Source organism: Lactococcus lactis (genome assembly GCF_029023865.1).
Taxonomy (GTDB): domain Bacteria; phylum Bacillota; class Bacilli; order Lactobacillales; family Streptococcaceae; genus Lactococcus; species Lactococcus lactis.
Genome location: NZ_CP118969.1, coordinates 821,319 through 841,467, shown reverse-complemented (window position 1 = coordinate 841,467; position 20,149 = coordinate 821,319). Strand labels below are relative to the sequence as shown.

Sequence of the window (20,149 nt, the reverse complement as noted above, 5' to 3'; positions counted from 1 at the left end):
ATATTAATTAGATGGTGTATCGTCAAGTGTCCAGGTTAAATCTGCTGTATACTTGGCTGCACCTGCCACACCTGCTGGAACAGAAAGTTTGATGGCTGTGTCTTTTGTAGCTCCATCTTTCCCCCCAAAGTCAAGTAAACTATTACCAGAGCCGTGACCAGCCGTTGCTCCCAATATTGTTGCCGATTGTACTCCAGGTGTCAAAACTGTAGTAGCTGAAGAAATATCTGCTGGGTTTGCTGTACCAGCTCCTTGAATCTCAGCATCACCTAAAGTCACTGTTGCTCCTGTTAATGTACCATGACCATTCGCTACTAAATTACTATCAGCTGTTGTGAAGTCCGTCATTTGAACTTTTAAATTCCAACCTGAGAAAGTCCCACGATTATCTGCAACTTGAACATAGTTGGTACGTGTCGTATTATCATCTAATTTTTGTGCAGCAGCATTGTAGACTTCTGCTTTATTGCTTACAGGATGACTTCCAAAATCAAAACTTGAGGCATAGACGATAGTTAAACCACTATCAGGCATTGTCGGTCCTACTGGATTAACGCCATCTGGTTCCGTTGGTTTTACTGGAACAGTTGGGTCTTGCGGGTCAACTGGACCTGTGGTATCTGTTCCGGCGGTAAAAGTCACCTCTCCTTGCGTGCCATATGATTGTGTTGTAGCTGCACTGGCAAGTTGTGGAGTTACTGATGTTGCTAATATCCCTAAAGTTGCTAGAGAGAGATATTTTGTTACTGATTTAGACATATAATGTCCTCTTTTCTATAATAATGTGTGTTACAAATTAATTTGGCACGTTTGTCGGTAAATCAGACAATATCCAATTTAAAGTTGTAGTGTAAGCAGTCGCATCCTTGGGGGTATCTCCAGGAACAAATAATGAAACTGCTGTTGTTAAGCCATCTTCAGTGACCATTGAATCGTTTCCCCAGCGAATTACCCAAGTTCCAGCTCCTTCGCCAGTTGAGGCAAGAGCTACTTGAGTTTCAACACCGGGAATAAGTCCCGAAATTGTTTGTGTTTTGGGAGATTTTTCATTAGTAAAAGAAGCTGTTTCTGAACTTTTTAAATTAATCGTTGCTCCTTTAAGTACTTTGTACTTCTGAGGGCCTGAGTCAATTTGAGTAAATTGTGTTTTTTCGACTACTTTTAAGTTCCAACCGGCAAATGTTCCTCGACGATCGGTTACTTGAACATAATTTGGTGTTAAAACTTCAGAATCAAAATACTTTTGGGCTTTAGCTAAATATGTTTGATCTTTATTAGAAATTTTATGATTCCCAAAGTCAAAACTTGAAGCAAAATCAATTGTCAGTGAGCCATTTCCCCCTGGATTAGGCTTTGAACCATCTGGATTTTGTGGAAATACAGGTAAAGTTGGATCAGGTTTGTTAGGATTAACAGGGGGTTGAACTCCGCTACCTGGACCAAAACCAACTATTCCTTGCGAATTATAGCTTTGGACTTCTGCTGCATTAACTCGAAATTCCAATCCTAATGTCATTAAGATGAGAGGTATACTTAACCATCTTATTTTTTTCACAGTACCCTCCTTTTCATAGTTTAGAAATTATAAACATTTAATTTCCCGGGGTATTCGTTAAGGACCAAATTAATTGTGTCGTATATGACGTCGCTTTATTTGTACCAGCAATAACTTTAAGACTGATTGGTGATGCTGTAGAAACTGCTTCATTACCCAGATGCGCTCCACCATTTTCTTGGTAATCTGCATTAGCTCCTAGACCATATACCCAAGTTCCCATCCCTTGATTTGGACCTGCTCCTAAAATTTTGCTAGCAGCTGTACTAACAACAAAATTAGTGTTATTGATATAACCGGGTTTTGCAGCAGTGGTTCCATCGGTATAACCTTTACTAAAAGATAGTTCTGCTCCGGTTAGCTTTTCTCCTGAAGTATTTTGAAATTGATCGGATTCTGCAACAGTCAAGGTCCATCCATCCCAGGTTCCGCGTGTATCAGTAACTTGAACATAATTAGGACGTGTCATATCAACTGCACTTCCATCTTTATCTTTGCTAATCCACTGTGCATGAGCAAAGTATGTGGCATCCTTTGAAGAAATTTTTTGTGTTCCAAAACTTAGACTTGAAGCAAAATCGATTGAAAGTGCTCCTCCTGTTCCGGGTGTTGGGTCGGTACCATCAGGATTTGTTGGTCCTACAGGGACAGAGGGGTCTAAAGGATCAACGGGGTTAATTCCAGTATTGTCCCCTTCAGCAAAGTTAACATAACCATTTGATGTATAATCTCCACCGGTGCTTGCGGCATCAGCTTCACTGGCAATTATTGGTCCCACGATTAATGCAGCAGTTAGTAGTACCGTTGATTTTAATAAAATTTTATTCATTTATTCTCTCCTTTTATCAAAATCAGACTTATGGTGCTGGTGTAACCGCAGATGTATTTCCATCCCAATCATTTCCTGGAACGGCTTGCAAGCTCCAATACAAATCTGTAGTATATGGTGCCGCTTTCTCAATCAAACCTGCAGGAACAGCCAAACTAATTGCTGATTTTGTCGCCACTTTAGTATGATCTGTGGTATTGGCTGTATCAACTGAACTTGCATCATAGGCATCTACATCACCAAAATTATATAACCAAGTTCCTGCTCCTTCATTTTTTGCAGCTGAAACTAGTTTTGTTGCTACTCCTGGTGTGAGCGTTCCTGAAGCAACAACATCACTTGGCTTCCCAGCGGTAATACCATTTCCTCCAAGGAGAGTGCCTCCGGTAAAGCTAATTTGTGCACCACTAAGTGCATATCCAGGATCTGTTGATGTTCCAGTAGTCATATGAAGATCTGAAGCTTGTGTTAAACTTAATGTCCAACCTGATAGCTCACCTGATTGGTCTGTTACTTGAGCATAGTTAGGCACTACTTTTACAGCGTTAGATTGATCTTTTACCATATCAGGATGTGCATAATAAGTTTTAGATTGAGTGGAAATTGATTGGGTTCCGAAGTAAAGGGTTGAACCATAATCGACAGTAAGATTTCCAGAAGCACCTGGAGTACCTGGGTCTACTGGTGTTACAGGATTAGTTGGGTCTGTTGGATCAAGAGGGTCGACTGGACCAGTTCCTGCTTGTAAAGTCAAATTTGCACTTGAAGTGTAATCCCCACCTGTAGTCGCCGCACTAGCGGTTGTGATTATCATAGGGGCAGAAATCAATATGCCGGCAAGAAGTGTTGTTGATTTTAAAATTAGTTTATCCATTAAGTTTCTCCATTTGTTTTATCCTTAAAAAAGGTGCAGTAATCGACTATTATTTATTTTCTATAAAGTTAACCTCCCTCTTTCTTTTTTATAAACTATTATGCTTGCCAAAATTAATAAGCCAACATAACTAGTTACCATTGATGAGAATTCCATATCTCCTGTTTTTGGGAGTATGGTCTGAGTAATCGGTAGGTCTTTTTTAGGATTTTCTTTACTACTTGAACTCGATTCTAGTCCTACCCAATTTCCCGTAAATCCAACTTGACCTTTTGTACCATAACTTGTTGTATCTGCTGAACCCATGGTCGTCAATAAATTTGACGATGAGAATAGCAATAAAATAATTAATACTAATTTTTTCAATATTCTTTCCTTTCTTAATCTTTACATTTACAAATTTTTATCTTTGTAATCAATAAAAGACCTCTCTTTCTCTATAAATTCTAATGTAATTTTCAGAAAAACTTCAATTTTTCGGAAATTTTTTCATTGTATTGCAATGTTTTTGCTCAATTTTAGGTCTTGATTTGTTTAGGTAATTGAGTAATGTGTAATTTTACAGATATATTTTTTAATAATCGTGTAGTTAATCTTGTACAAAATAATTAATTATTATATAATATAATTGTATGTATCTAATTTTTTTAGTTACAAAGTAATTCTAGAGTGAAAATTTGATAAGTTAACTAGTGTTCTTTACGAAAAATTGAAGTTTTTCGGAAAGAACACCGCTAATAGAAAGTTTTTTCTTGCTATTTTTCTAATGAAACTTTATATTTACTAAAAAAAACAATTTATTACTTCATAAATTGTTTTTTAATATGAAAAAAATAGTATAAAATTTCCCAAAAGTGATACAATGATAAGAAACATTTGAAAATCAACCACTTCTTCTGTCAATAAAATTTACTAGATACTTTACTGACAGAAATTTTTAAGGATTTTATACCATGAGTTTTATAAATATTGTTATGTTGCCTGATTTCATCAGTATTATTTCAGATGGACAAATTACAACCAAGAAAGTTCTTACCCAAAGTCATTTTAAAAAATTTGAAAGTAATCCAAATGGGTTCGTTGTTGGAATTACCGGATTTGAATTGATTACCAATAATATTCGCAAGAAATTTTATTATCAACCTAATTTAAATTTTGAGGAAGCTGAACTTTTGCTTAGGGCTGAACTTGAAAAATATAAAAGTAAGCAAGTTAATTTTGGTCAACATATTTCTTTTAATGCTGTCATTGCTGGTTTTCCTATTGAAACCCCCAAAGTCCCTAAAGCTTTAAGTTTTCATGTTGCAAATCAAAACATTTCTGAACGCTATTATGAAAAATCGGCAATTCTTTCTTTGATTCCCGATGATATTTCTTTTAACCCCAATCAAATTATTACTGATAATCTGAATAAATCTTTGAATATCACTCCCACTTTTCAAGTTCAAACCCTTCAACGTAATGCACTTTATAAAGTTGCAGACCAATCCAAAACGGTCAATAAAGTTATTTTTCAAGAAATAATTGGACCTAAAATTACTGACAAAAATCACTATTCTAGCTGTCAGTGAAAATATTTGTTCTGTCAGTAAAAAAAAGACTGAATTAATCAGTCTTTTTTTCATCGTTTTTATTTTGATTGGCCTTTGATAAAGTCAATTTACCATGAGGATTGTATTTCTTTAACAAGTCATCAATCCGTTCATCGGTCCAATAATCGGCTGAGGCAATAAAATTTCCGTCTTTGTCACGGTCACCAATAATTTTAAATCCCATTTTTAATCTCCGAAAATATTGAAATTTTTAATCTACAAATTCAAATTCAAATTTTTGAATTCTAACGTAATCGCCATCCTTGGCTCCCATTGAACGAAGTGTTTCGTCAACACCCATCGCGCGCATTTGGCGAGCAAATTTCATAACTGATTCATCATGATCAAAATTAGTCATGATAAAGAGTCTTTCAATCTTATCACCAGATAAGCGCCATCCACCATCATCATCACGAGAAACTTTAAATGGTTTTTCTTCTTCTTCAAAGCCGTAATAAGCTGTTTCATCCGCTAATTCATCTTCATCATAAAGTAAGAATTCTGGTGTTTGTGCAAGTAATTCACTTGTGCGTGCAAGCAAACCTTGAAGTCCTGTTTTAGTCAGGCCAGAAACTTCAAAAATTTCAGGCATTTCTTTATCAGGACCTAAATCAGCAGCTAATTTTTCTTTAAATTCAGCTAAACGTTCGGCAGCTTCTGGCATATCCATTTTGTTGGCAACAATAATTTGTGGACGTTCCATCAAACGTAAATTGTAAGATTCTAATTCATCATTGATTGTTTTGTAATCTTCGTATGGATCTCGTCCTTCAAGTTCTGACATATCGAGAACATGAAGAAGGACACGTGTACGTTCAATATGACGCAAGAATTGAATTCCCAGTCCTGCACCAGAGTGCGCTCCTTCAATCAATCCTGGCATATCTGCCATAACAAAACTATCTCCATAACCAACTTGAACCATTCCGATATTAGGAGTGATTGTTGTGAAATGGTAAGCGCCAATTTTAGGACGCGCATTTGAAACAACTGACAATAATGTTGATTTACCAACAGATGGAAAACCAACTAAACCAACATCTGCTAAAACACGAAGTTCCAAAAGTAGAATTTTATCTTCTCCTGGTTCTCCATTTTCTGCTACCTCAGGTGCTGGGTTACGTGGTGTGGCAAAGCGAATATTTCCACGACCGCCGCGACCGCCTTTAGCAACCGCAAATTCTTGGTCTTTTTCGATTAAGTCAACTAAAACATCACCAGTTTCGTTATCTTTAACAGTCGTTCCTTGAGGAACATGAACAATCAAATCTTCGGCTCCACGACCGTGCATTCCTTTGTTCATCCCTTTTTCACCTGGTTTACCACGGAAAATACGGTTATAACGGAAATCCATCAAAGTTGACATTCCTTCATCAACTTTAAAGATTACAGAACCGCCTTTTCCACCGTCACCACCGGCAGGACCACCATCTGGAACATATTTTTCACGGCGAAAAGCAACTGCACCATCGCCACCTTTACCAGCTTTTACTTCAATTCGTGCTGTATCTAAAAACAAAGACATACAGTTTCTCCTCTAAATTTTCTTTATATAGTTTATTTATTATTTTTCCACAAAAATGCGTGCTATCTATTATAGCATTTTATCAGCTTTTTTTATAGCTTGCCCTGTGCTAAAAAAGTGACAATCCTAAATTATCACTTTTTTTATTTTTAATTTGAACTTGTTGTTGTGCTTTGAGCAGTATTTTCACTACTTGCATCAGTCTTTTTCGCATTTTGAGCAGAAATAGATGCTGATTTTGAGGTAGATAATTGTGAAAGATAAGCATCATAAGCAGCTTTTGGCTTCGTATAAATACCAGCTTCCATATCTACAACTTGTGGTGCTTGAACTTGTTTAGCAACACTTGGATAATATGGCAGGCGGTCAGCTAATTGACTCAATGAAACTCGAACCTGATTTCCGTCACTCATATCAATGGCAATGAAATCTTTCGTCGCATCTGTAGGAGTTTTAGTAACATTAGTCATCAGTGATTTTATTGCTGGTTTAAGCGTTTCATAAGCATTTACAAAAGTTTTAACTTCTTCGTCATTAAAATTTTGTAAAACTGGCAATTTCTCAAGCTTAGTTGCATCAACTGGTGTTGTAATCACGTAACCGTTATTTAAGACAAGGTAAGTTTGATTATTACGTTTGACATAGACACTGTTTGTATGTTCTTTTACAATGGCCTCAAAGCGATTAGGAAAATGGTAATTGATTGTAACGGCAGAAATTCTAGGGAATTTTTGTTCGATTGTCGCTTCAATTTTTTCCTTATTATTTAGGATATTAAAAATACTATCGCTTGTTTGAATTCCTGAAGCTAATGCAACTTGTTCGCTACTTTCATTCGCATTTCCAGAAACACTAAAAGTTGATATTTTGCTGAGAGGTGAAATCAAATAAAGAGAGCCGACGAATACCAGAACAACAATTGCTAAGGCTGGCCACATTTTCTTTAAAAGTGGAGCTGAACCTTTAAATAAAGAAGAAAATCTCGAAGGTCTTTTGATTTGATCTTCTTCATACTCATATTCATTCTCTTGAGAAAGTTGTTCTAACTGAGCAATAATTTTTTCATTTTCAATCGGAGCTTCGCTTGATTGAGTTTCTTCGTTATTAGTCTCAAAGCCTTCTTCTAACAACTCAGCTGACTCAGCTTCGTCTCTAGTGTCATCAAAGTTTTTTTCAGTTTTTGGGAGACTTTTAAGAAAAGGTGAAGAAAAATGAACCTTTTTAGGTTGATTTGCTTTCTTTTCTTTTTTGGCTTCTTCTGCTTTTCTTTTCTGATATTCAAGATGTTTTTGCTGCCAAGGGGTTAAGTTATTATCTTTTTCACTCATTTATTTACTAATTTCTTTCACTAGATTGTAAAGGCGTTGGCTAGCATCTGGAACGCCCGCTTTTAGACTAGCTGCTTGCATTTCTTGATACTTCTCATTATTTTCGAGTATATTTGAAATAGCTTCAACCAAAGTTTGACCCGTTAGGTCTTCGTCTTTGATGATAATAGCTGCACCTTGGTCAACGTATTCTTGAGCATTTTTAGTCTGTTGGTCAGCTGTCACATTTGGACTTGGGACATAAACGGCTGGTAAGCCTAAAGCGGTAACTTCAGCAATAGTTGTTGAACCAGAGCGTCCTAAAAAGAGCTGACTTTTTGCTAAAAGTTCTGTCATATTATTAATATAAGGACGAATATCTAAATTAGAATTTTCTTTATATTGATTAAAAGTTTCCTTGTAATCATCATAATAAATCTCTCCTGAAGCATAAACGGTTTTAAATGAACGTTGTGCTAATTCAGGAAGGGCTTCAATAAAAGCATTGTTAAGTTTTAAAGCGCCACGTGAGCCACCGAAAATAACAACCGTTGGCTCTTCAAATTTTTCTACTTGAGCCGCTGCATCTGCAACTTCTTGTGCCCTTGGATTTCCAGTAAAAGTTGTTTTGCTCGCTGGAAAATATTGTTCTGCTGCGTGAAAACCTACTGCAATTCGGTCAACTTTTTTAGCAAGAAAACGATTAGTTATTCCTGGGAAAGAATTTCCTTCATGTATAATTGTTGGAATTTTTAATTGCGCAGCAGCATAAACAACTGGCCCTGCCACATATCCACCAGTTCCCAAAACAACATCCGGTTTAAATTCTTTCATAATTTTTTTAGCATCTGAGACAGATTTAAAAAACTTATAAGCTGTTTTTAAATTTTGCGGACTAAGTGAACGACGTAATCCTTGAATATCAACTGTTTTTAATTTAATTCCTGCTTGAGGGACAATTTTTGCCTCCAAGCCTTTTTTCGTTCCAATATAAAGCACTTCTGTATCTGGTTCTACTTTTTCCAAATACTTAAGGAAAGCTAGCGCTGGATAAATATGACCGCCTGTGCCGCCACCTGTAATGATAATTCGCATGTTTGTTTTTCTCCAATAGTTTGGGGATTCTCTGACAAATATTTTTGTACCCAAGTTTCATTAAATCCTGTTCTCTAATAAACAAGAAAATAATGATAGAAATAAAGTACAAATTAAATCTGATAGCTGTCAGCAAGATGAATCGTAATTATTCTTTCTGTCAGTAAAATTAATTTTAACATAAATTAATTCAATAGTTGTCAGTACTTTTATTTTTTCAAATTTTCAAAGGCTTGAATGAATAAATCACCGCGTTCTTCAAAAGTTTTATATTGGTCCCAACTTGCACAAGCTGGACTAAGTAAAATTGTATCTCCTGCTTGCGTTTGAGGTAGAATTTCTTCGAGGGCTTTTGCAACATTTTCGCTATCAAAAACGGGAATATTCAATTTTTCTGCAGTCAAACGTAATTTATTTGCTGTTTGACCAAAAACAACCATTCCTTTCAAATCTTGCAAGTCTTTTTCTAACTCTTCAAAACCATTTCCACGATCAAGTCCGCCAGCTAAAAGCCAAAGTTTACTATTATCAAAACCAGAAAGTGCTTTTTGAGTAGCCAAAATATTGGTTGCCTTGCTGTCGTTATAGACTTTACGACCATCAATTTCACCAAGATATTGCAGACGATGTTTTACGCCAGCAAAACTTGTCAGTACTTCTACAATCGCTTCATTTTTTGTCCCTTGTAATTTTGAAGCTACAATGGCTGCTAAAGCATTTTCTAGATTGTGCTCACCAGGAAGTGAAAGTTCAGAAACTTCCATGATATATTCATCATTAAAATAAATTTTTCCATCTTTAGAATAAGCACCATTAACTTTTTCTTTTGTTGAAAAAGCAAGAACAGTCGCTTTCGTTTTGTCAGCCAAATTACGACATTTTTCTTGATTAAAATTGAGAATCAAGAAATCATCTGAGGTCGTATTTTCTTGAATTCGCCATTTTGCAGCTTCATAGGCTTTTTGCGAACCATGATAGTCTAAATGAGCTGAAAATAAATTTGTAATTAAGGCAATTTTAGGGCGGAAGCTATCAATGCCCATCAATTGAAAACTTGAAAGTTCCATCACTAATGTATCAGAAGCACTCGCTTTTTCGGCTACTTCTGACGCTGGAAAACCAATATTCCCTGACAATTTTGCTGACTGACCATCGGCATTTAAAATATCAGCAATCAATGTTGTCGTCGTTGTTTTCCCATTGGTTCCGGTAATTCCAATGATTGGAGCTTCACTGATGAGATAAGCAAGTTCAACCTCAGTAATTACAGGAATATTCAATGCTTCAGCTCGTTCAACCATTGGGTTATCATAACGAATTCCTGGATTTTTAACCATTAGTGCAAAATCTTCATCCAATAAATCAATAGGATGACTCCCTGTGATGACTTTAATTCCTTCTTCTAAAAGTAATTGCGCTTCTTTATTTTCTTCAAAAGGTTTGCCATCATTGACCGTAACAATCGCACCCAACTCATTGAGCACAAGGGCAGCAGCCATTCCAGAACGGGCAAGTCCAAGAACTAAGATTTTTTGATCTTTAAATTTCGTTATTTTTTTCATTTTCTATTCCTTTTTAAGTTGTCAGTAAAATATTTCACTGACGACTTTATCTAATCTATTTTACCCCTAATCGGGCTTTTTTTCAACAGTCTTATTTACTGACAAGTCTGTCAGTAATTTTTTCAAAAAAATACAAAAAGCTGACCTATTTGTCAGCTTACTTTTTAATAAGATAGAACTCAGCAAGAAGAATCATTTCTAACCTAGAAAATTCGTTGTTAGATTTGCTGACTTACGAAATATACTAGTTGTTACACCGAGAGTCAGCAGTAGTGAATCTGGAAAGATAGTCTCCAAGCATCTACACTTTATCCTGTTATAAAGTATGAGACTTAGAGCGTAATAAGTAACACAAAATAACGATTTGTTTTGCTTGATTCTTACCGTATTATGACCGAACTCAGTGGAAACAATAATTTTCCGATGAGTGAGTAATAAGGTATCTAGCAAGAGCACCCATTCACGCTTCAAAGCGTTATAAGCAGTGATACTTAGAGCGCTTGAGCATCTTCTTCTGAGGTTCTAATTCGAATTACACGCTCAACAGGTTGAATGAAGATTTTACCATCTCCCACTTCGCCCGTTTGAACTGCTTTAATAATCACATTAACAATATCATCAACTTTTTCATCGATTGATACAATTTCTATCTTTAACTTTGAAAGTAAAGTAGTTTCAATTCGTTGACCACGAACATATTCTGTAAATCCTTTTTGTTCACCATAACCCAAAACTTGAGAAACTGTCATCCCATGCACCAAGCCATTATCTGATAGGGCTGCTTTCAAATCTTCTAATTTATCTGTCCGAATAATCGCTTCAATTTTTTTCATATTTTTTCTCTCTTTGTATCTTACATTTTTACTGACAGACTTGTCAGCATACTTCAAAGACATCATTCAAAATTGATTTTACTGACAAACTCACAATTTTATATAAGAAATATCTGTCAGTAAAATTAAACTTAAGAATCCAAACCTAAGAAGGTTGGATAAGCAGTTTCTTCGTGCTCACTGTCGTCAAGTCCAATAGCTTCAGCACGGTCAGATACACGAATTGGCATAAACAAGGCAATTACTTTAATAATGATCCAACTCACAAGAGCAGTGAAAATAACTGTGAAGACAACCGCAGATACATTAGCCAAAAGCAATTTCCCAGAGCCATAGATTAAACCAGCGTAGCCTTTTTCTGGTGCCAAAGCCGGCGTTGCAAAAATTCCTGTCATAATTCCGCCAAACATCCCGCCAATACCGTGACAACCAAAAGCATCTAAAGCATCATCATATCCCAATTTCTTTTTTACTACAGAAATCATAAAGTATGATAAAGGACTAACCAAAAAACCAATAATCAATGACGACCATAAAGAAACAAAACCAGCTCCTGGAGTGATGGCCACCAAGCCAACTACCGCACCAGAACAAGCACCAACAATTGAAGGTTTACCAATCAATATTTTTTCAACAATCATCCATGAAAACATTGCTGCTGCAGCTGCTGTATTGGTCGTCATAAAGGCGTTAATTGCCACACCATTGGCAGCAAGCGCTGACCCCGCATTAAAGCCGAACCAACCAAACCATAGGAGACCAGCGCCCAAAACAACAAAAGGAATATTATGTGGACGATAATCTAAACGTTCGTAATCTCGACGTTTTCCAAGTACTAACGCAAGTACAAGTCCTGTCACCCCACTTGAAATATGAACAACATCTCCACCCGCAAAGTCAATCGCATGAATTTGAGCCAAAAATCCACCGCCCCAAACCATATGAGCCAAAGGATAATAAACTAAAATTAACCAAGCAGTCATAAAAATCAAAATTGGTGTAAATCTCATTCTTCCAACAACAGATCCCGTAATTAGAGCTACTGTGATAATCGAGAACATCATTTGAAAACCAGAAAAAAGTCCATCTGGAATATGATTAGCAGGGAAAAGTGAATTTTTAGCCATATCCACACCATTCATAAACAAATGGTTGAAATCACCAAGCCAACTATTGCTTCCTGAAAATGAAAATGAGAAGCCAATAATTACCCATAAAATAGAAGCCAGAGTCATTGGTGCAAGAGACATCATCATTGTGTTTAACACATTTTTTCGGCGTCCAAGTCCTCCATAAAAAAATGCTAATGCAGGCGTCATCAAAAATACCAATGCCGCACAAATTAAAATAAATGCAATTGAGCCTGTGTCCATAAAATTTCTCCTTTAAAAGTTCGAGATTAAAACAGAATATTTATCAATATTTTCTGACAATTTAATCATGTAATAAAATATAACACAACTTTCTAAACAAGTCAATTATTTTTATATTTGATGTTATAAAACATGACATGAGTCGCAAAAAAAGAACTGCCCTTTAGCAATTCTCTTATTCTTTATTTTATTTTCGGGAATTTTAGTGTAAAAGTTGAACCAAGACCCAGTTCTGAATTTACCTCAATTTCCCCTTGATAATTTTCTGCCAATCGAGCTAAAATTGATAAACCTAAACCAGTTCCACCAATTTCTCGATTGCGAGCCTTGTCCGCTCTAAAGAAACGCTCAAAAAGATGATTAATATCTTCTTCTGAAATTCCAATTCCTTTGTCAGATACACTCGTAATCACAAACTGTTCATCCTCAGAAACAGTAATCACGATTTCTTTACGATCATCAGGAGAGTATTTAGCAGCATTATCTAACAGAATTCGTAAACCTTGTTCAAAATGATTTTCTGAAATTCGCGCATGAGTGGGATAAATAAGCCGGTTATCAAGCACTATTTCAAAATCATCATGCAAAAGCTGAAAATTCTTAAGGGCCCGATTACAAACTTTTCCAACATCACAATCCAGTTCTTCACTTGATAAGTCAACATTTTCAAGACGAGCAAGAGCCAACATCTCCTCAAGCATTTTCTTCATTCGATCAACTTCATCTAAACTTGCCTGCAAAGATTCATCTAATACTTCTGGATCATTTTTCCCCCATCGATTCAACAAGTTAATATGTCCATCCAAGACAGCTAAAGGTGTTCTTAATTCATGAGAAACATCAGAAACAAAGCGATTTTGCTGTTCAAGATATGCCTTCATCTTCAACATCATATCATTGTAAACATGAGCCAACTCTTCGATTTCATCTCCACTTTGAATTTCAATCGGTTCAAAATCATTTGTTGGATCATTTGCCATTTCTTGCATGCCCTGATAAAGTTTTTCCAATGGTTTCATAAAGTAATTAGCCATGAAATAACCAATCAACTGAGCGACAATCAAGGCAACAATTTCTAAAATTAACAAGACAATCAAAAGAAGATTAGAAATTCGATGATAAGTCGTCGTATCATAAAAAGCCTGTAAGTATCCCACAACTTGTCCTGTTGACTTAGAAATAATTTTTCTCTGAACTAAATAACCTGGATTTTCTCCCCGAATCTCTTTCATTTCATTATTAGCCTGATTCTGAAAACCAAAAGTATGTCGATTCGTTGAATACAATAATTTATGATTTAAGTCATAAATATAAAATGCTTTCCGTGTCCCAATGATACTACCCAAACTCATTCCTTCAGACTCACCATTTTGAATCTTTGATGTCGCTTCAATATATGTGTTCAAATTCGATGAATTCAAAGGAGCATCTGCTTTTTCTAAGACTTCCTCAACACTATCCATAGAGCGAGTTAATAATTGTTGTTCTTCTTTAATAAAAGAACTGATTGTCAATTGATAAGTCAAAGTAGCAAACAAAGTAAAAGTAATAAAACAAAAAACGGTGTTAGCAAAAGCCCACCTAAGCATGATAGACCGCTTAGCCGAACTTTCCTCTACCGTCTCTTTTTTCTTATTGAAAGTAAATAATTTTTTCATCTTATTTTTTATTTGCGTTCACGCATTACATAACCTAAGCCACGAACAGTTTGAATATAGCTATCTTGACCTTCAACATCAATTTTATTTCTAAGATAACGAATATAAACATCCACAACATTTGTTTCTGTTCCTTCTTCATATCCCCAAACTTGTGAAACTAAATGTTCACGAGTCACAACATCGCCAACATTTTGCATCAATGTCAAAAGGAGGTCATACTCACGACGTGTTAAATCAATTACTTTTTTACCACGATGAACGGTGCGATTCGTTTTGTCAATCACAAGATCACGGAAAGAAGTATTTTCAGCACGTTCAACGGCATGACCATGCTCTTCACGACGGAAGAAAGCACGAACACGCGCCAAAAGTTCCTCAATCGCAAAAGGTTTAGTGATATAATCATCAGCCCCAATATCAAGACCAGCAACACGGTCCATCGTTGAATCACGTGCCGTCATCATAATGATTGGTGTATCTTTTTCTTTTCGTAAACGACGAGCTACCTCAAAACCGTCAAGTTCAGGAAGCATCAAATCAAGCAAGATTAAATCATAATCTTTTGAACTTGCTTCTTCAAGACCAGAACGACCATTATCTTTAATCTCAGTCGCATAGCCTTCATGTTCTAATTCTAATGAGACGAATCGCGCTAAATTCTTTTCATCCTCAATAATCAAAATTTTCTTTGAAGTCATATCATTCTCCTTTGTTAAAAAAACTGTATAATTCGATTTCTTATAATACTATTATAAGATAAATTTAATTTATGTACAAACTATTTGACGCTTTTTTTAAATTGTTTTCGCTTTCTTAGGCTTTAAGGCTGAAACCCTTTGAAAATGAGAGCTATCTAATCAAATAATCCATTTAAACCATCAAAAGGAGATTTCTTTTCTTCCAATTTTTCTTCTTGTTGTTTGGCATAATCTTCTTCACTCAAAACAGACCAGAATTTACCAGCCGGCAACTCTTCAGCCTCTTCATCTTCAGCAAAAATTTGCAAAGGAATTTCCAATAAAAGATTATCAGTGATTGATTCATCTAAACTGATTAAATCTTTATCCAAAACAATAATCAAATCATTGTCTAATAATTCTTGATTCCCTCTCAAACTCTCTTCAGTCGCAAAAATTTCATTGACAAAAAGATCAATAGGATACTCGACTGGTTTTAAACTTCTTGACGAAGGTAATGTCAATACTGTTTTAATTTGATAATCTAAATAGAATAAATCATCATCATAAGCAATTTCACCTTTAACCTCAATTGGTTGACAATCTAAAATTTCTTGTGAACGTTTGAGCAACTCATCACGTAGATTTAATTCTTCATTGAAACTAATCTGCTTTTTTTTCGTTAATTCATTTAAAGACCATTTCATCTTTTAATATTCTCCCACAATTTAATTATTTTTCTTTAGTTTATCTTATTTCTATATTTTTTCATAATAAAAAGCTGTCAAATGACAACTTTTACAGGTAAAAATAAAAATGGTCGAATGACCATTTCTATTATTGTTTGCCGTATTTCTTTTCGAAACGAGCGATACGTCCGTCCGCTGCTTGGAATTTTTGACGACCTGTATAGAATGGATGTGAATCTGAAGAGATTTCAACACGGATCAATGGATAAGTGTTTCCGTCTTCCCATTCAACAGTTTCTTTAGAACCTTTAGTTGAACCAGTCAAAAATTTGAAACCAGTTGTAGTGTCCATGAAGACTACTGGTTGGTAATTTGGATGGATATTTTGTTTCATCGTTAGAATTTCCTTTCTGCCTTGGACTGTTTGCCAGACCAAAGTTGTACGAATACTTAAATATTCTATCAAATTTATAGATAAATTTCAAGTTAAAATTTTCTTTTGTCAAGAAAAAAACTTTACAAACTTTTCAATTCTTAAAAAAAGTAAATTTACTTCAATAAAAATTTTCTATAATAATACCCGAATTGCTAGTTGATTATTTAGCCATGACTTGATACCCGATAGAATATCTTAAAGTCTCTGGTTCCAGTGATTTAGCTGATTTTAACATTAAGAATACGCTAAAAGTATCATCTCTAATCTCAATTGAAAACCTTGAGGCGAACGACTTTTACAACGCTCAGCTCCTAGATTTGTCAAAAAAGAGAAAACTCGCTCAATCACTTTTCTACGTTTTGAAAAATTAGGGAAAAGGTTTTTCTTTTGCTTCATGTTCTTCCTGACAGGTGTAATTAGATCAATTCCTTCTAATTCCAGCCTTTCATGCAGTGACTGACCTAGATATCCCATATCTCCAAGGACTGTTGGTGTCCCAAATTGACTCAACACTTCCTCGGTCATTGAACTATCAGCCATTGAAGCAGGAGTAATTGTGTAGTCTATGACATAGCCTGATTCACTGACTAAAGCATGACATTTACATCCATAGAAGTACTGTCCCTTTGTAGCATTGTAGCCAACATTTGCATAATCTCCAAGACCTTTGCTTCTGAAATTACGAATAGGCTGACACAAAGGAATGGGGAAGCTGTCAATAATGGATACACTCATTCCTTCAACCTCTTTAAAGACGAGTGCTTGGCGAATGACTTGGATACTCGGTAAGAGGGCATTACAACGGCAGACAAAGCGAGAATATTCTAGGAAATTAGGAAATAAACTTTGAGCCAATTGGTGCTTAGCTTTAAGCGTTTCACTAAAATGCAGTACGCCCCATAGGTAACAAGTAATCACTAAACAGTCAGATGTTGCAAGATGGACGTTCTTTCGGTTTTGAACCTCAAGGGGAACACTCGTTTGATAAAGCGTCTCAATGGTTGTCAGTAAATAAACAAAAACTTTTGGAAGTGTGCTATTATAAGTCATATAAGTCGTGCGCTTTCTAATGCTTAGTAGTTTAAGATTAGGATAGCACGACTTATTTATTTTCCAATGAAATTAACTAGCAATTCGGGTATAATAATATTTTCCAGTAGTATCTCTAGCATAAAGTCCAATCTTACGTTGATTAATTCCAAGTTCTTTTATTTTAGTTATCCACTCATTTTTAGCTATGAAATAAGTTGCATCTTCTTGCGGATTAAGTAAAATTGGTAGTTTGGCACTTTCGTACTCGAAATCTCTAGGCATCATAAATATTATTTTTTTCCGCCTTTTTCTTAACCAACTTTTTTGATAAAGACCGACTTCATAAATCTTTACGGGAACGGATCCAATATTTACAAGATCAATAGACCACAAAGATATTTTTTCTCCGGAGAATATTTTATAAGAAATCCAGTAGTCAACTTCTAATTTTTTTCGATAGTCTCTTCTTGCCAAATAAAGCGAAACAATAACTACAGCTATAGTTCCAATCGCACTCAGGGCATCCCAGACATTTCCTAAATCGATAATCATGAGTCACTCTCTTTCTCATTTTATACTCATGATTTTATCATATCATTTTAGCCTTTTCAAAGGAAATCCTCTTTTTATTTTCTAGATTATTATTCCCTTTTCTCTCAAATTTTCTTTACAGTCTTCAAGATAATCATTATTATGTTCAGGATAGATCGGGAAGGTTTGAATAACTTCTTCTAGTTCTAAATATACTTTAGAAGTTTGTCCCCGATATAAAGGATTTAGCCATTTTTCATCCGGATGATAGCCTCTTTTTCTCATTTCAGTCATGACTTGTAAATGATATTGAAAAAGTTTATAGGGCGAATAATTAAAAACATAATTTACTGTTGAATGTGGTTTCTCCCAGCCTTTTCCTCGAAGGGCACAACATTCACGATGCTGTCCCAAAAGTTGCTGTCTTGGAAGCTTTTTGATTAAAGCTTCATGCCAAAGTCTCATATCCTCCCCTTTCATATTTAGAATAGAAAAATTTCTTTATTAAAAAATCCTCCCGAAGGAGAATTCTCTTTTCCCTATTTGAATCAGATATTAATTGTTGATTTCCGATTGTTCAACCGATGAGTTCTAGAATTAACAATTAATATCTGAAATAAAGATGTATCTATTATACCTTGATAAAAGGATGCTCTCAAGTAATTTGATTAGCTGATTTTTTAAAGAAACCTATTTTCCAATTACATAACGTAAGCGACTAGCTTGATCTTTGCTTAAAACTTGATAAGAAAATAAAGTACTATAACCTGTTCCTGATTGCGAAATTAATATTGAACCATCAGAACGAATTTTTTCTACAAAGGCAACATGACCGTAAGTGGCATCAGCTCCGTCTTGCCCTGCCTTAAAACTTACGGCACTATGAAGTTGAGGAGTTGATGTAACTTGATAACCTGCTTGATTTTGCCAATCCTTACCATTCCCCATATATTGGCCATAGTTAATCCCAAACTCTTTCGCTCGATTATAGACCCACCAAGTACATTGTTTATAAGCATAAGTTTGGGTTGAATAATTATCAATATTCATCGGTCTATCAATCGTCCAACCCGCTGGAGTTCCAGGCAAACTGTCAGAAGGCATTGTTTTCCAAGCAATAGCTCCATATTTCCAACCTACAGATAATAAACTATTCTGCTCAAATACATTCGTTGTATAATTATGTGCACCTGACTGAGCATTAGGATTATAAGAAACATAAAGATTGACTGTTCCAGCTGAATAAAAGACAGGATTTGCATTATTGTCCCAGCGCCAACCTAGATTGACCAAAGTTTGCGCTTCATATTTACTCAAGGTATAATAATGATCCCCACCTTTAACATTGGGATTATAAAGCCGATAAACTGGTTCACCAGAATTTGCTGCTTGCCAACCAATACCCTCGTCACGCCAACCCACATTTTTAAGAGAATTTCCTTCATAAAAATTTGTGGTGTAAAAATGTTCCCCACTATTAGGGTTATAAAGTCGATAAACTGGGCTTTTCGAACTTGCTTTCACCTGAGTTCCATTAGCGATATTCCAAGCACCCACTGCTGTTATAATACCAAGCAGCAAAAAAACTTTTTTTCCTTGCATCCAAATCCTCCATTTTAGCCTAGCCTTATGCTATTTAAGCTAATGTATTCTATTTAAACTCTATAATAGGTCACCTAAAATGTCAAGCGATTTCATTTAGTAATCTAGATATCTAAAAAGTTAAAACGGCAATTTCAGGAGCTACACCAAATCTGGCTGATAAATGAGTCGTTCCTATTCCGGTATTAACATAAAGTTTTTCATTTGCCCCTAACTGATAAAGTCCACCAGTATAGTTATTCGCATGGCTCATCAATGCGGTAGCTTTTTTTTGAATTTGAGGAATAAGTGGGATGTTTATTTGACCGCCATGACTATGACCAGAAAGAATTAATTCATAACCCTTATTTTGATATTGGCTAACTTCATCTGGCTCATGAGTCAATAATATATCATAACTCGTTTCAGCCATTTGATTTGGCGAGGGAAATTGCGGATTTCCTAACAAAGCTTCATCCAAACCTGTGAATAAAATTTTCTTACCATTATCCAAAGTAAAAACTTGATTTTCATTTCTTAAAAGAGAGAAATCAGATTCAGCCATAATATTTGCATATTCTCTGACAGATCCCCCACCATAATCTCGATTGCCCCAAATTGCAATTTTCCCATATTTTGCTTTCAGACTTTTTAACTTAGAAATAACAGCTTCATTTTCATTGTATTGCGAATAATTATCATATAAATCTCCCGAGAAAATAATAAAATCAGGATTTTGTTCATTTGTTTTTTGAATCACTTTATCTAATCGATCAGCATTAAAATCCTTTTTAATATGTAAATCGGATAACTGAACAATTTTCAAATTTTCTTTAGAATTTGTATTATTCACTTGATGCTCATTGACTACTAAACGGTAAGGTTCAACTTTAAAAGCATAGTAAAAGACTCCTATAACAGTACATATTATAAGAATAATAAGTGAAAATACTATTTTTTTAATTTTCATATCTCTAGATTATAACATATTGCGTAT

General features: G+C 35.2%; 21 protein-coding genes and 1 pseudogene. 1 reads left to right on the top strand and 21 read right to left on the bottom strand.

Annotated elements, in window-relative coordinates:
* Positions 1-3 precede the first annotated feature (3 nt).
* The 5 genes from PYW37_RS04340 to PYW37_RS04320 are packed head-to-tail and all read right to left on the bottom strand — an operon-like array spanning position 4 to position 3,624.
* Positions 4-759, bottom strand: a complete 756-nt coding sequence (locus PYW37_RS04340) for a WxL domain-containing protein (RefSeq protein ID WP_023188710.1) — start codon at positions 757-759, stop codon at positions 4-6.
* A 37-nt stretch (positions 760-796) separates the two neighbouring features.
* Entirely contained in the window at positions 797-1,555 is a 759-nt protein-coding gene (locus PYW37_RS04335) for a WxL domain-containing protein (protein ID WP_017864791.1), read from the bottom strand.
* A gap of 37 nt (positions 1,556-1,592) precedes the next feature.
* On the bottom strand, positions 1,593-2,384 hold the full coding sequence (locus PYW37_RS04330) for a WxL domain-containing protein (RefSeq protein ID WP_012898201.1): 792 nt from the start codon (positions 2,382-2,384) through the stop codon (positions 1,593-1,595).
* 28 nt (positions 2,385-2,412) lie between these two features.
* On the bottom strand, positions 2,413-3,258 hold the full coding sequence (locus tag PYW37_RS04325; RefSeq protein WP_003130736.1) for a WxL domain-containing protein: 846 nt from the start codon (positions 3,256-3,258) through the stop codon (positions 2,413-2,415).
* Positions 3,259-3,318: 60 nt separating this feature from the next.
* Positions 3,319-3,624, bottom strand: coding sequence for an EF2685/EF0750 family sortase-dependent surface protein (locus PYW37_RS04320; protein WP_025016686.1), 306 nt, complete (start codon positions 3,622-3,624; stop codon positions 3,319-3,321).
* 587 nt (positions 3,625-4,211) lie between these two features.
* On the opposite strand from PYW37_RS04320, the gene PYW37_RS04315 reads away from it, so the two are divergent.
* Positions 4,212-4,829 (top strand): hypothetical protein, encoded by a 618-nt coding sequence (locus PYW37_RS04315; RefSeq protein ID WP_025016685.1) that lies wholly within the window; start codon positions 4,212-4,214, stop codon positions 4,827-4,829.
* A gap of 34 nt (positions 4,830-4,863) precedes the next feature.
* On the opposite strand, the gene PYW37_RS04310 is transcribed toward PYW37_RS04315, so the two are convergent.
* The 16 genes and pseudogenes from PYW37_RS04310 to PYW37_RS04235 form a co-directional block, all read right to left on the bottom strand.
* Positions 4,864-5,034, bottom strand: coding sequence for a hypothetical protein (locus tag PYW37_RS04310; protein WP_017864795.1), 171 nt, complete (start codon positions 5,032-5,034; stop codon positions 4,864-4,866).
* A 27-nt stretch (positions 5,035-5,061) separates the two neighbouring features.
* Complete coding sequence (gene obgE / locus PYW37_RS04305; protein WP_003130743.1) at positions 5,062-6,375, bottom strand: GTPase ObgE; 1,314 nt, start codon at positions 6,373-6,375, stop codon at positions 5,062-5,064.
* A gap of 149 nt (positions 6,376-6,524) precedes the next feature.
* Entirely contained in the window at positions 6,525-7,703 is a 1,179-nt protein-coding gene (locus PYW37_RS04300; RefSeq protein ID WP_021722683.1) for a cell division protein FtsQ/DivIB, read from the bottom strand.
* On the bottom strand, positions 7,704-8,777 hold the full coding sequence (gene murG / locus PYW37_RS04295; protein WP_003130746.1) for an undecaprenyldiphospho-muramoylpentapeptide beta-N-acetylglucosaminyltransferase: 1,074 nt from the start codon (positions 8,775-8,777) through the stop codon (positions 7,704-7,706).
* A gap of 209 nt (positions 8,778-8,986) precedes the next feature.
* Positions 8,987-10,339, bottom strand: a complete 1,353-nt coding sequence (murD, locus tag PYW37_RS04290; protein ID WP_025016684.1) for a UDP-N-acetylmuramoyl-L-alanine--D-glutamate ligase — start codon at positions 10,337-10,339, stop codon at positions 8,987-8,989.
* A 491-nt stretch (positions 10,340-10,830) separates the two neighbouring features.
* Complete coding sequence (locus PYW37_RS04285) at positions 10,831-11,172, bottom strand: P-II family nitrogen regulator (RefSeq protein WP_010906046.1); 342 nt, start codon at positions 11,170-11,172, stop codon at positions 10,831-10,833.
* Positions 11,173-11,303: 131 nt separating this feature from the next.
* Positions 11,304-12,545, bottom strand: a complete 1,242-nt coding sequence (locus tag PYW37_RS04280; protein ID WP_025016683.1) for an ammonium transporter — start codon at positions 12,543-12,545, stop codon at positions 11,304-11,306.
* Between the two features lie 182 nt (positions 12,546-12,727).
* A complete protein-coding gene (locus PYW37_RS04275; protein WP_010906048.1) occupies positions 12,728-14,203 on the bottom strand; it encodes a HAMP domain-containing sensor histidine kinase in 1,476 nt (491 codons plus the stop codon).
* A gap of 8 nt (positions 14,204-14,211) precedes the next feature.
* Positions 14,212-14,904, bottom strand: coding sequence for a response regulator transcription factor (locus PYW37_RS04270; RefSeq protein ID WP_012898209.1), 693 nt, complete (start codon positions 14,902-14,904; stop codon positions 14,212-14,214).
* Positions 14,905-15,059: 155 nt separating this feature from the next.
* Positions 15,060-15,590, bottom strand: a complete 531-nt coding sequence (locus PYW37_RS04265; protein ID WP_012898210.1) for a YceD family protein — start codon at positions 15,588-15,590, stop codon at positions 15,060-15,062.
* Between the two features lie 130 nt (positions 15,591-15,720).
* The gene (locus PYW37_RS04260) at positions 15,721-15,966 is read right to left on the bottom strand and encodes a type B 50S ribosomal protein L31 (protein ID WP_003130760.1); all 246 of its coding nucleotides are present in this window, start codon (positions 15,964-15,966) and stop codon (positions 15,721-15,723) included.
* Between the two features lie 202 nt (positions 15,967-16,168).
* Positions 16,169-17,058: pseudogene (locus PYW37_RS04255) on the bottom strand (IS982 family transposase).
* 72 nt (positions 17,059-17,130) lie between these two features.
* On the bottom strand, positions 17,131-17,592 hold the full coding sequence (locus tag PYW37_RS04250) for a hypothetical protein (RefSeq protein ID WP_058222340.1): 462 nt from the start codon (positions 17,590-17,592) through the stop codon (positions 17,131-17,133).
* A gap of 81 nt (positions 17,593-17,673) precedes the next feature.
* Positions 17,674-18,036: a TIGR02328 family protein gene (locus tag PYW37_RS04245; protein WP_023188700.1), complete on the bottom strand. Its 363-nt coding sequence runs from the start codon at positions 18,034-18,036 to the stop codon at positions 17,674-17,676.
* 225 nt (positions 18,037-18,261) lie between these two features.
* A complete protein-coding gene (locus PYW37_RS04240) occupies positions 18,262-19,173 on the bottom strand; it encodes a CHAP domain-containing protein (RefSeq protein ID WP_023188699.1) in 912 nt (303 codons plus the stop codon).
* A gap of 112 nt (positions 19,174-19,285) precedes the next feature.
* Complete coding sequence (locus PYW37_RS04235) at positions 19,286-20,122, bottom strand: metallophosphoesterase (RefSeq protein WP_025017008.1); 837 nt, start codon at positions 20,120-20,122, stop codon at positions 19,286-19,288.
* Positions 20,123-20,149 lie beyond the last annotated feature (27 nt).

What these genes read in the sequence shown, in the direction of transcription:
- PYW37_RS04280 (WP_025016683.1), bottom strand. Translation starts at nt 12,545, where the DNA reads ATGGACACAGGCTCAATTGCATTTATTTTAATTTGTGCGGCATTGGTA.
- murD (WP_025016684.1), bottom strand. Translation starts at nt 10,339, where the DNA reads ATGAAAAAAATAACGAAATTTAAAGATCAAAAAATCTTAGTTCTTGGA.
- PYW37_RS04275 (WP_010906048.1), bottom strand. Translation starts at nt 14,203, where the DNA reads ATGAAAAAATTATTTACTTTCAATAAGAAAAAAGAGACGGTAGAGGAA.
- PYW37_RS04340 (WP_023188710.1), bottom strand. Translation starts at nt 759, where the DNA reads ATGTCTAAATCAGTAACAAAATATCTCTCTCTAGCAACTTTAGGGATA.
- PYW37_RS04250 (WP_058222340.1), bottom strand. Translation starts at nt 17,592, where the DNA reads ATGATTATCGATTTAGGAAATGTCTGGGATGCCCTGAGTGCGATTGGA.
- PYW37_RS04235 (WP_025017008.1), bottom strand. Translation starts at nt 20,122, where the DNA reads ATGAAAATTAAAAAAATAGTATTTTCACTTATTATTCTTATAATATGT.
- PYW37_RS04310 (WP_017864795.1), bottom strand. Translation starts at nt 5,034, where the DNA reads ATGGGATTTAAAATTATTGGTGACCGTGACAAAGACGGAAATTTTATT.
- PYW37_RS04270 (WP_012898209.1), bottom strand. Translation starts at nt 14,904, where the DNA reads ATGACTTCAAAGAAAATTTTGATTATTGAGGATGAAAAGAATTTAGCG.
- obgE (WP_003130743.1), bottom strand. Translation starts at nt 6,375, where the DNA reads ATGTCTTTGTTTTTAGATACAGCACGAATTGAAGTAAAAGCTGGTAAA.
- PYW37_RS04260 (WP_003130760.1), bottom strand. Translation starts at nt 15,966, where the DNA reads ATGAAACAAAATATCCATCCAAATTACCAACCAGTAGTCTTCATGGAC.
- PYW37_RS04325 (WP_003130736.1), bottom strand. Translation starts at nt 3,258, where the DNA reads ATGGATAAACTAATTTTAAAATCAACAACACTTCTTGCCGGCATATTG.
- PYW37_RS04315 (WP_025016685.1), top strand. Translation starts at nt 4,212, where the DNA reads ATGAGTTTTATAAATATTGTTATGTTGCCTGATTTCATCAGTATTATT.
- PYW37_RS04245 (WP_023188700.1), bottom strand. Translation starts at nt 18,036, where the DNA reads ATGAGACTTTGGCATGAAGCTTTAATCAAAAAGCTTCCAAGACAGCAA.
- PYW37_RS04265 (WP_012898210.1), bottom strand. Translation starts at nt 15,590, where the DNA reads ATGAAATGGTCTTTAAATGAATTAACGAAAAAAAAGCAGATTAGTTTC.
- PYW37_RS04285 (WP_010906046.1), bottom strand. Translation starts at nt 11,172, where the DNA reads ATGAAAAAAATTGAAGCGATTATTCGGACAGATAAATTAGAAGATTTG.
- PYW37_RS04240 (WP_023188699.1), bottom strand. Translation starts at nt 19,173, where the DNA reads ATGCAAGGAAAAAAAGTTTTTTTGCTGCTTGGTATTATAACAGCAGTG.
- PYW37_RS04330 (WP_012898201.1), bottom strand. Translation starts at nt 2,384, where the DNA reads ATGAATAAAATTTTATTAAAATCAACGGTACTACTAACTGCTGCATTA.
- murG (WP_003130746.1), bottom strand. Translation starts at nt 8,777, where the DNA reads ATGCGAATTATCATTACAGGTGGCGGCACAGGCGGTCATATTTATCCA.
- PYW37_RS04300 (WP_021722683.1), bottom strand. Translation starts at nt 7,703, where the DNA reads ATGAGTGAAAAAGATAATAACTTAACCCCTTGGCAGCAAAAACATCTT.